We start from the raw sequence: 10,267 nt of genomic DNA, 5'->3' as shown, positions 1-10,267 counted from the left end.
GACCACCATCGGACAGCACCGGGTCGAGCAGGCCGCCGTCACCGCCGACGAGTCCCGTCACCGCGTCCGTGAGGCCGTCCACCGGCTCCAGCACCTCGTCCAGCAGGCCACCTGCGCCGCCATCACCCAGCAGACCGGTGCCCAGCAGCCCCCCCAAAAGGCCGTCGGACCCGGTCACGTCGCCCAGCAGGCCGCCATTGCCCAGAAGGCTGCCCAGCAGGCCGTCCGAGCCGGTGATGTCTCCCAGCAGGCCATTGTTGCCGGTCACCGGCCCGAGCAGACCACCATCGGACAGCACCGGGTCGAGCAGGCCGCCGTCACCGCCGACGAGTCCCGTCACCGCGTCCGTGAGGCCGCTTACCGGGTCCAGAAGCCCGCCCAGCAGGCCACCTTCGCCGCCGTCACCCAGCAGGCCGGTGCCCAGCAGGTCGCCCAACAGGCCGTCCGAGCCGGTCACTTCGCCCAGCAGCCCATCGTCACCGATGAGGTCGCCAAGCAGGCCGTCCGAGCCGGTGATATCGCCCAGAAGGCCATCGTTGCCGGTCACCGGGCCAAGCAGACCATCATCCGAGAGGATGGGGTCCAGCAAACCGGCAGAACCATCGGTCGGGTCGGTGCCATCGGTCGGATCGGTGCCGTCGGTCGGATCGGTGCCGTCGGTCGGATCGGTGCCGTCGGTCGGATCGGTGCCGTCGGTCGGGTCCGTGCCATCGGTCGGATCGGTGCCATCGGTCGGGTCGGTGCCATCGGTCGGGTCGGTGCCATCGGTCGGGTCGGTGCCATCGGTCGGGTCCGTGCCATCGGTCGGGTCCGTGCCGTCGGTCGGGTCGGTCGGATCGTCATCATCGTCGGATCCGCTCCCGCTGGAGGCGGCAAGGCCGAGCCCGGCGATCGCGGCGCCAATCCCCGCGGCCGCATCGTCCGGGATGGCAAAGCCCAGACCGGCCTCACCCTCTTCCGGCCCCTCTTCCCCCGAAACGCCGGTGTATGTGCCATCCGCGAACAGCAGCCGGTGAACCTCGCCGCCCGCCGTCGGCGCGTAGAAGCCCGTCACGCGAATCGTGTCGCCAGAGGAGGTCTCGACAACCAGATCCTGGCCCGCGCGCAGATAGCGTGAGACGTCCCCGGCATTGACCGGGAGTGTGACAGCCTGCGCCGGTCCGGCCGCAAGTACAGTATTTGCCATCGTATCGTTTCCTGTTCAGCTGAGATCTGGCGGCGGCCCAGGTCCGTCGCGCACGTTATCTTTTGTATGTACCGGACCATACTATCGGATGATAAAGTGTCAATCGTATGCCCCTGCAGATATTTCCCTGTACATGGCGGCAGTTCGACGCTACCCGATGGCGGTGGCCGCAGGGTCGGGCGGACCGCCGCGGCGGGTCGTCACGGTCGTGCGCCCCCTTCAGCAGGCGCGGAGGCACAGGCTTGAGCACGACAGACAAAGGCGAAGCGGTCCCGGCCAGCGCTTCCCCGGTCTTGGATCAGGTCGCCCCGGCGACCCCGGAGGCGACCAGCGCCTCTTATCGGCCCATGATCCAGATGCTGGCGCGCCTGATCGCCTCGGACCGCAGGGCGGTTCTGCTGGCCAACGAAGCGGGCGAGGTCCTGCTGGCCAACGGCCCCGCCAAGCGGCTTGGCGTCGAACGCACCCTGCGGGACCGCATGAACTGGACCGAACGCTGCACGGTCGCGAAGCGCGCCGGCAGCGCCCCGGTCTCGATCACCGTCGACGACCTCTCGCTGGAAGGCGAACTGGTCCTGTTGCCGCTTGGTCCGGCGGCGGGGTTTTACCTGCGGCTTTCCGAGACCGATGGCGAGGCGCTGTGGCTGCGCAACCGCGCGCGGGCCGCGACCCTGCTGCGCGTCACCCATGACCTCAGAACGCCGATACAATCGCTGCTGGCCAGCGCGGAAACGCTGGTGCTGAACAAGGAACACAACCAAGAGGGGCTGGAGCGCCTGAAACGGGCGGCGGAATTGTCGCTGGATCACATCAGCAACGTGCTTGCGGTGATCCGTGGAGAGCAAAGCGGCGCCGCGGCCCGACCGGACGAAGCCTTCTCGATCGCGCAGGAACTGCGGCAGATGACCGATGTCATCCGCCCCCTGGCCGAGCAGCGCGGTGCCGCCCTGTCGCTGAGCCTGCCGCCCGAGGCCGAGACCTGCGTGACCGGCCCGGTGCGCTTTGTCCGCGCGCTGTCCCAGAACATGGTCGACAATGCCGTGAAACACGGCGGCGAGGCGATCGAGGTCATTCTGACCACCGCCCGGCTGGGGTCCGATATCGAGGAGCTCTCTGACACAGACCGGCGGCTGCAGATCACGCTGGAGGTCCGGGACATGGGCGGCGGCCTGCCCCGGGCGCAGAAAGACCGGCTGCGGCAGGCGCTGGGACAGGCGGGCGGCGCGACCCCGGCCCCGCCCCCGGCGCAGGACCGGCCCTCGGGGGGCATGAATGTGCTGGCCCATGCGCTCACCCAGCTTGGCGGACATCTGGACATATTGGATCGCGGTGTCGACGGCACCCCGGTCGGCGCCGAGGGCGGCGCGGTCGTCGGCACCATCCTGCGCGCGGTCTTCTCTTTGCCCGCCGCGGACCTTGCCGACACCACCTTTGAACAGGAGGCCCCGCAAGAGATCGACGGCCTGCTGAAGGGCGCCTCTCTGCTGGTGGTCGAGGACAGCCCCGCCAGCCAGGCCTGGCTCAGCCATGTGTTGCGGGCCGCCGGGGCAGCGGTGCAGGTGGCCGGCAGCGGCGCCGCGGCGCTGGCGCTTCTTGAACATCGCGCGGACACCCGGTTCGACCTTGTGCTGTCCGACGTGACCCTGCCGCAGATGAGCGGCGTCGAACTGGCGCAACGGATCGCTGCGGGCATCGCCTCGGGTGCCATCACCCCCGCCCCGCGCATCGTCGGCCTGACGGCCCATATCGAGGACAGCATCCGCGCCGCCTGTCTGAAGGCCGGGATGCAGAGCGTTCTGGAAAAGCCGATTCGTCCCGACCCCCTGTGCCATGCGATCCGCGACGCGCTCGATTCGGACATCCGCACCCCGCCCCGCCCCCGGGCCGCCGCCACGCGCAAAGGGCCGGGCAGACCGCCCCGCCCGGCACCGGACGCGGTCCTCAGCGACTCGGTGGTGACGGAACTGGTGGCCGGGCTGGGGGCGGACGGCGCGCGCCGGTACATGTCGCGCGCGCTGGCAGAGGCAAGCGCCGCGATCGTCAGCCTGAAGGCCCATGGCGTCACCGACCAGACGGATTGCATGCTGCATGCCGCCACCGGGGCCTGCGGGCTGACCGGGCTGGCCGGGCTCGACAGCAGCATGCGCCTGCTGGAAGACGCGGTGAAGGCAGGCAAGCCCGATTTGTCCGCCGAAATGGCCCGCGTGACCGACGCCCTGACCCGCACCACGCAGGCAATTGCCGCCCTTGGCGCGGATCCGGCGGCCGGTTGACGCAAGGTTCTGCCGGTATCGCCCCCGGAACAAACGTGACTTCGCCGAATTTAATCTACCTACGTGACGAAAGGTGAGGCATCCGGCATGCTATGCTCCCGCAGCAGGCGGATTCGGCAAGCCGGATGCTGCAGAGTGCGAAGGTAAAGAAATGGTATCAGAAGAAGTCACCCCGATCAGGATCCTGATCGCCGACGATCACGCGATGGTCCTGGAGATGTTCCAGCAGTTCATTTCGGGCGTGCCCGACGTGACGGCCATGACAGCCCCCGATCTGGACACGGCCCTCGACATCATCGACCGTGAAGGTGCCTTCGATCTCGTCCTTGTCGACCTGAACATGCCCGGCATGAACGGCACCGCAGGCCTGCGCAAGGCCATCGAGCGCAATGACGGCAAGCCCGTCGCCCTGCTGACCAGCAACCCGCCGGCCCATCTGGTGCCCGAGGTGCTGGACATGGGCGGCGCGGGCTTCGTGCTGAAGACGACCTCGCTGCGCAGCTTCTACAACGAGGTGCGCTTCATGGCGGCGGGCGAACGCTACATCCCGGTCGAGTTGATCGAATGCAGGCGCGTGGTGCCCCGCGACATGGCAACCGTGCCCCTGTCCGAGCGCGAGATGGACGTTCTGGCAGAATTGTCCGAGGGCAAGTCGAACCGCGATATCGGCACTGCGCTCGGCCTCAAGGAAGCGACGGTGAAGATGCACGTGAAGTCGGTCTGCACCAAGCTGGGGGCCAACAACCGCACGCAGGCGGTGATCGCCGCCCGGGAAATGAACCTGATCTGACCCCGACCCCGCCGTAAGTCGAGAAATCACCGCCGAAAGTATGTAAGTCGCGACCGTTTTGCCCTAGACCGGCAGGACGGGCGCCCGGCGCGCCCCTTCGATGGATCGAAAGCGGAGAGAGCGGGCCATGGCCAAACCAGTGATCGTCTTTGCCGGGGCCGTCTACCCCGGCCAGTTCGGCGGGCTTTGCGACTACTTGCGCGCGGCGGGACTGGCGGAAACCTACTTCCTGACCACGCCGGGCCATCAGGCCCGGAACGCACATCGCGGCAAGCACATCCTGGGCTTCCGCCCCGATGGCCCGGTGACCGGCAAGCAGCACTACTACTACACCGCCAAGCTGGAGCGCTCTGCCCATATCGGGCGGGGCCTGCTGTCGGCGCTGCAGCAGTTCCAGAAGCACAAGAAGATCGACGTGGTGCTCAGCCATTCGCTCTGGGGGGCGCCACATTTCCTTTATGACGAGATCGACGCGGCCATCGTCAGCTATATCGAGTTTCCCAGCTTCCGGGCGCATGGCTGGGATCCCGCCTACCCGCCGGACCAGTCGCAGCGCATGGTCGACCGCAACACCGAGATGCTGAACTTTCATCAGGCGCTGCGCAGCGATCTGGTGATCTGTCCCAGCCATCATGCAAAGGCCATGTTCCCCGAGCCCCTGCAATCCAACATCGAAGTGCAGCTGGAAGGCTTTGCCTTCGAAGCCATGACGATGCCCGAGCCCAAAGCGGCCTCGGCGCCGCTGACCATCGGCTTTTCCGCCCGCGACCTGTCGAACGCCAAGGGCTTCGACACCTATGTGCGGCTGGTGGACAAACTGGTGGAACGCGGGCTGAAGGCGAACTTCGTCGCCCTCGGCGGCAGCGAGGGCAGCACCTACGGCTACGAACAGCAGTGGGTGCAGCGCAAGTACGGCGGCGAGGTCGCCAGCTTCCGCGATCACCTGCTGAAGGTCTATCCGCGCGCCGCAGAGGTGATCGCCTTTCCGGGGAAGCTGCCCTACGAGGCCTTTGTCGAGAAGCTCTCCGGCATCGACATCTTCCTTTATCCGCTGCGCTTCGGCGTCGCGAACTGGGGCCTGGTCGAGATCCTCGGGCGCGGTGGCTGCGTGCTGGCACCGGATCGCGGTTACCCCGCCGAACTGATCCAGGACGACGTGAACGGGCGCCTCCTGCCCGACGATGACGAGGCCTGGATCGACGAGATCACCGCCCTGGCGCAGGACCCCGAACGGCGCCTGCGCTACGGGCAAGCCGCCTGCGCCAGGGCGCGGCTGCTCTACAGTCTTCAGGCGGTCGCGCCGCGCTATCTGAACCTGTTCCGCCTCGCCATGGACCGGCGACAGGCGCGGCTTAGAAACGGGTCGTGAAGCTGAGGCCGATGGCCTGCGTCTTGTCGCCCGACTTTTCACGCAGCGGTGTCGCGACATAAAGCGACACCGGTGTATTGGCGACCTCGAAGGACAGCGACAGCCCGACGCTGGCCCGCATGTGCCAGTCGTCGTCAATGGCGCCGTTCAGCGTGTCGTCCAGCCCCCAGGCGCTGCCCGCCTCGACAAACAGACCCGCCTGCATCGGCAGAGACAGCAGCTTGCCGATGTCGCGCTGCACCTCGACAGAGCCGACGAGATAGCTGTTGCCGCCCAGACGGTCGTCGCCGTCCCGCGGGCCGATCCCGCGCGGCGCGAAGCCGCGGAAGCTGTCGGCGCCCGGAAAGAAGCGGTCGACGGCGCGGGTGTCATTGCCGTTCAGCCCGGTGACGCTGCCCGCGCGCACCGTCCCGAGCAGCCGGTAGGACCCGCCGAAGGGCTGCGTCACGCTGGCCTCCAGTCGGCTGTCCGACAGCGCCTCTCCGGTGCCGATGTTCCACAGGTAGTGATCCAGCCGCAGCCCGTATTCCAGCGCGCCCACCGCCTCGTCATCGCCGCCGCGACCGCCGGAATAGACCGCCGACATGCGCAGGTAGGGCGCGGAAATCTCGCCGGTTTCCTCGCGCAGAAGCAGGGCGCTGGCGGCGCCGTCGACGTCGTACATACGATAGCTGCGCCACCCCAGCCCCAGTTCCAGACGCGCGTCTTCGTCCGGCGTCCAGGCAAGGTAGGGCTCTGCCCGGACACCCCGTTCAGAGTAATTGGTATCGTCGAGATGCGCCTCGCGCGCGACAAGGTCGATGCCGAAATCCAGCGTCTCGGAAAAGGCATCGGCGCGGTAGAGATGCGCCTCCAGCGCCTTCACCTCGGCGTTGAACGACAGGTGAAGCGCGCCATAGGTGCCGGGGAACAGGTTGTATTGTTCGAAGGACAGCTCTCCGACCACGCCCGCGTCGGACACGTAGGACACCGCCGCCTCGATCCGGCCGGGGCGGTTGTCGATCTCGGCCACCTCGATCACCAGCGCCTCGCCCTCGGGGGACAGGCTGACCGCCTCGAAGGCCCCGGTCGACATCAGGCAATCCTCGATCGCCCGCAACTCGTAATCCGCGTAGTCGACGCCCGGCAGGGCGCCGCAGGTCATGCGGATGTCTTCTTCGGGGATGAACTCGGCACCGCGCACCGCGACCGTCTCGAAGACGCGCGCGGATGCGGGGGCGGACAGGGAAATCACGGCAAGAGCAAGCAGAGCCTCTCGGCAGCGGGGGGCGTGGCAGACGCGCGACACGGGTATTCCTTCGACTTCTTGGCAGTTCGGAGAGGGGCAGCCCTCAGCGGAGACGGGCGTTGAGCAGCGGCCGCGTCAGGTAACTCAGAACCGAGCGCTTGCCGCTCTCGATATCGACCTGGGCCACCATGCCCGGCCGGATCGCGAAGCGCTCGCCGCCTTGTTCGAGGTAGTTGTGTTCGGTCATGACCATGACCCGGTAGAAGTTCTGCGGGCCCTGCCGCGTCTCTTCCTCGACCGTGTCCTCGGAGATCTGCATGACCGTGCCGCGCAGGTCGCCATAGGTGGCAAAATCATAGGCCGTGATCTTGACGCTGGCGGGCATGCCCGGCGCCACGAAGGCGACGTCGCGCGGCAGCACCTTGGTCTCGATCACCAGCTGGTCGTCGATGGGCGTGATTTCCATGATCGGCTCGCCCGGCTGCACAACCCCGCCCAGCGTGGTGATCGCGATATTGTTCACCCGCCCCGCAACCGGAGAGCGGATGGCGGTGCGCTGCAACTCGTCCTGCTTCTGCACCGCCTCTTCGGACAGCGCGCTGAGGCGCGAGCGCCGCTGCGCGAGGTCCTTGTAGGCGTCCTGCACATAGGCGTTGCGCGTGTCGCCGATCCGACCGTCCAGCTCGGCCTTCTTCTGTTCCAGCTGCAACAGGTTGATCCGGCTGACAGAGCCGCTGGCGGCCAGCGGGCTGGTAATGGCGATCTGTTCCTCGATGGCGGCGCGTTCGCTTTCCAACGCCTGTAGCGAGGCCTCCAGCTTGGTGCGGCGCGCCTTGAACAGCCGCAATTCGGTCTGCTCGGCGGTGTTGGGCTCGGCGCCGAAATCCAGCTTTGGCTGTTCCAGCACCTCGGCCTCCAGCCGGGCGACCTCGGCGGTCAGGGCGGTGATCTGGCTTTCGGCGGCCATGAAGGCAGAGCGCGAGCGCGTCGCATCCAGCCGCGCCAGCACCTGCCCGGCCTCGACGATATCGCCCTCGGCGACCTGAAGCTCGGCGAGGATGCCGCCCTCAAGGCTCTGGATCGTCTGCATGCGGCGGGCCGGAATGACCTTGCCGTCGCCCCGCGTCACCTCGTTGACCTGCGCCACCGCAGCCCAGGCGATGGCCGCCAGCAGCGACAGCACGACGAGGTATATCGTCAGGCGCGACCGGCGCAGCGTCTGCTGGCGGTAACTTCCGTCCACATGGCTGGGGTCGAAGAGCTCGGGGCTGCTCATGTCACTGCCTTCACCTGCGCCTTCTGCACCGTGTTCGCACGGGCCGTGTTGAGGATCTGCAGCAGGTCACCGTCGCGCGCGATCTTGCCCTCTTTCAGCACCAGCGTCCGCTGCGTCAGGCTGAGCAGCTCGCGCTTGTGGGTCGAGATGATCGCCGTGCGCCCCTCGAGCCAGGTGTTCAGGTGGGTGATGACCTGCTTCTCGGTGATGTGGTCGAAGGCCGCCGTCGGTTCGTCCAGCAGCACGATCTTCGGGTCCTGCAACAGGATGCGCGCCAGCCCGATGGCCTGACGCTGGCCGCCGGACACGTTGCCGTTGCCGTGGATGACAAGGTCGAGCCCGCGCACGTGGCGGCGCACGAAACTGCCCAGCCCGACCGCGTCCAGCGCTTCGAGCAGCTGGTCGTCCGAGTGCAGCCCGTGATCCAGCAGCAGGTTGTCGCGCAGCGTGCCCTGGAACAGCGCGACCGATTGCGGCAGGTAGCCGATCTGGCGGCGCCGGTCGAGCGGGTCGATCTGGCTGAGCGACAGGTCGTCCAGCAGCACAGAGCCTTCCTGCGGGTCGATCAGACCGGCAATCAGCCGCATGAAGCTGGACTTGCCCGCGCCGTTGCCGCCCAGCAGCGCGATGCGCTCACCCGCCTTGATGTGCAGGTCGCGGATATTGACCACCGGCGGCGCGGCAGGATCGTGGCGGAAGACCACGTTGTCCAGCCGGAACTCGCCGCGCAGCTCCGAGGCACGCACGAAGTGGCGGTCGGCGGGGCGTTCCTGCGGCAGCTCCATGATCTTGTCGAGACCGTCCAGCGCGGCGCGCACCTGTTGCCAGCGGGCCAGCAGACCCGCCACCTGCCCCATCGGAGTCAGCGTGCGGCTGGACAGGATCGTACAGGCGATCAGGCTGCCCACGGTCAGACTGCCGGAGCTGATCAGGTAGACACCCGCGATGATGACCCCGGCATAGGTGACCTTCTGCACGCCGCTGACCAGCTGGGTCATCGTCGTGGTCAGGTTGCGGGTCTTGACCGCCGTATTGGCCATGGTGGCGGACAGCTGGGCATAGGACCGCTGCAACCGCCCCTCGGCCCGGGCGGCCTTCACGGTTTCAAGGTTCGAGATCGTTTCCAGCAGCAGGCCGTTCAGGGCGGCGGCCTCGCGGGCGTTCTCGCGCGAGGCACGGGCCAGACGCCCCTGCATCAGCATGCCGGGAACGATGGTCATGATCACGCCAAGCAGCGTGACGATGGCCACCGGCCCGCCGATGAACCAGATCACCGCAAGGAAGATCGCCACGAAGGGAATGTCGCAAAGCGCCGTCACCGTGCCCGAGGTGAAGAACTCGCGCACCGTCGCGAAATCCCTTACCTGGTTGGCGAAGACCCCGGTCGAGGCAGGCTTGTGCGCCAGCCGCATGTTCGCGACCCGGTCGAACAGCTTCGACGAAAGCTGCAGGTCCAGATCCCGGCCCGAGACGTCGATTAGCGAGGCGCGGGTGGTGCGCAGGACAAGCTCCAGCAGGATGGCCAGCCCGACCCCGCTGGCCAGGATCCACAGCGTGTCGAAGGCATTGGTCGGCACCACGCGGTCATAGACCTGCATGGAAAACAGCGCCGTCGCGATGGCCAGAAGATTGGCCGCGAAAGAGGCAAAGACGACGTCGCGATAGATCCACCAGTTCCCCAGAACCGGCCCCCGCAGCCAGTGGCCCTGCTTCGGCTTCGACTCGTCCAGCCGATCCGACACGATGTCGATGGGCTTGGACACCAGGATGCGCCCGTCGTGCTTTTCCGCCAGTTCCTTCCGGCTCCAGAACAGGCGGCCGCCCGAGGTTTCGGGCAGGATGATCTGCACGTCTTCCTCGGCCCATTTCTCCAGCACGGCGGTCCGGCCATCCTTGAGGAACAGCAGCACCGGCAGGCTGTGGTCGGGGAACGATTGCACTGGCGCCGATGTCACCCGGCAGCTCATGTTGATGCGCCGCAGCGCCTGCGGCGCAAGCTCGACCGACATCGGCTTGTCCGGCGACCAGCCAAGACCGTCCGTGAGGCGGGCCGCCGAGGTCGTCACGCCCTGCGCACGGCACAGTTCGATCAAACCCTCGACGACCGGATCGAAGTTCTGGTGGGCGTTCATGGCCGGTGGTTCC

Annotated in this window: 7 protein-coding genes; 3 read left to right on the top strand and 4 right to left on the bottom strand. The window is 67.4% G+C overall.

What is annotated here, in order from left to right:
- The coding region (locus tag ACN5KJ_RS12960; protein ID WP_418594454.1) for a BapA prefix-like domain-containing protein at window positions 1–1,186 on the bottom strand (1,186 nt) is incomplete at its 3' end.
- Between the two features lie 242 nt (window positions 1,187–1,428).
- On the opposite strand from ACN5KJ_RS12960, the gene ACN5KJ_RS12955 reads away from it, so the two are divergent.
- From ACN5KJ_RS12955 to ACN5KJ_RS12945, 3 genes are all read left to right on the top strand, one after another.
- On the top strand, window positions 1,429–3,459 hold the full coding sequence (locus tag ACN5KJ_RS12955; protein ID WP_418594453.1) for a hybrid sensor histidine kinase/response regulator: 2,031 nt from the start codon (window positions 1,429–1,431) through the stop codon (window positions 3,457–3,459).
- Window positions 3,460–3,610: 151 nt separating this feature from the next.
- Complete coding sequence (locus ACN5KJ_RS12950) at window positions 3,611–4,249, top strand: LuxR C-terminal-related transcriptional regulator (RefSeq protein WP_418594452.1); 639 nt, start codon at window positions 3,611–3,613, stop codon at window positions 4,247–4,249.
- A gap of 127 nt (window positions 4,250–4,376) precedes the next feature.
- Window positions 4,377–5,618 (top strand): glycosyltransferase, encoded by a 1,242-nt coding sequence (locus tag ACN5KJ_RS12945; protein ID WP_418594450.1) that lies wholly within the window; start codon window positions 4,377–4,379, stop codon window positions 5,616–5,618.
- On the opposite strand, the gene ACN5KJ_RS12940 is transcribed toward ACN5KJ_RS12945, so the two are convergent.
- From ACN5KJ_RS12940 to ACN5KJ_RS12930, 3 genes are read right to left on the bottom strand one after another with little or no spacing between them, the layout of a single operon-like run.
- Complete coding sequence (locus ACN5KJ_RS12940; protein WP_418594448.1) at window positions 5,602–6,906, bottom strand: BamA/TamA family outer membrane protein; 1,305 nt, start codon at window positions 6,904–6,906, stop codon at window positions 5,602–5,604. The genes ACN5KJ_RS12945 and ACN5KJ_RS12940 overlap by 17 nt on opposite strands.
- 43 nt (window positions 6,907–6,949) lie before the next feature.
- Window positions 6,950–8,122, bottom strand: a complete 1,173-nt coding sequence (locus tag ACN5KJ_RS12935; protein ID WP_418594446.1) for an HlyD family type I secretion periplasmic adaptor subunit — start codon at window positions 8,120–8,122, stop codon at window positions 6,950–6,952.
- Window positions 8,119–10,254, bottom strand: coding sequence for a type I secretion system permease/ATPase (locus tag ACN5KJ_RS12930; protein ID WP_418594445.1), 2,136 nt, complete (start codon window positions 10,252–10,254; stop codon window positions 8,119–8,121). Before ACN5KJ_RS12930 ends, ACN5KJ_RS12935 begins: the two co-directional genes overlap by 4 nt.
- Between the last annotated feature and the right edge of the window lie 13 nt (window positions 10,255–10,267).

Source organism: Ponticoccus sp. (in: a-proteobacteria), assembly GCF_048381735.1.
The sequence above is the reverse complement of the archived record's forward strand: the minus strand, read 5'-3'. Positions and strand labels throughout refer to the sequence as shown.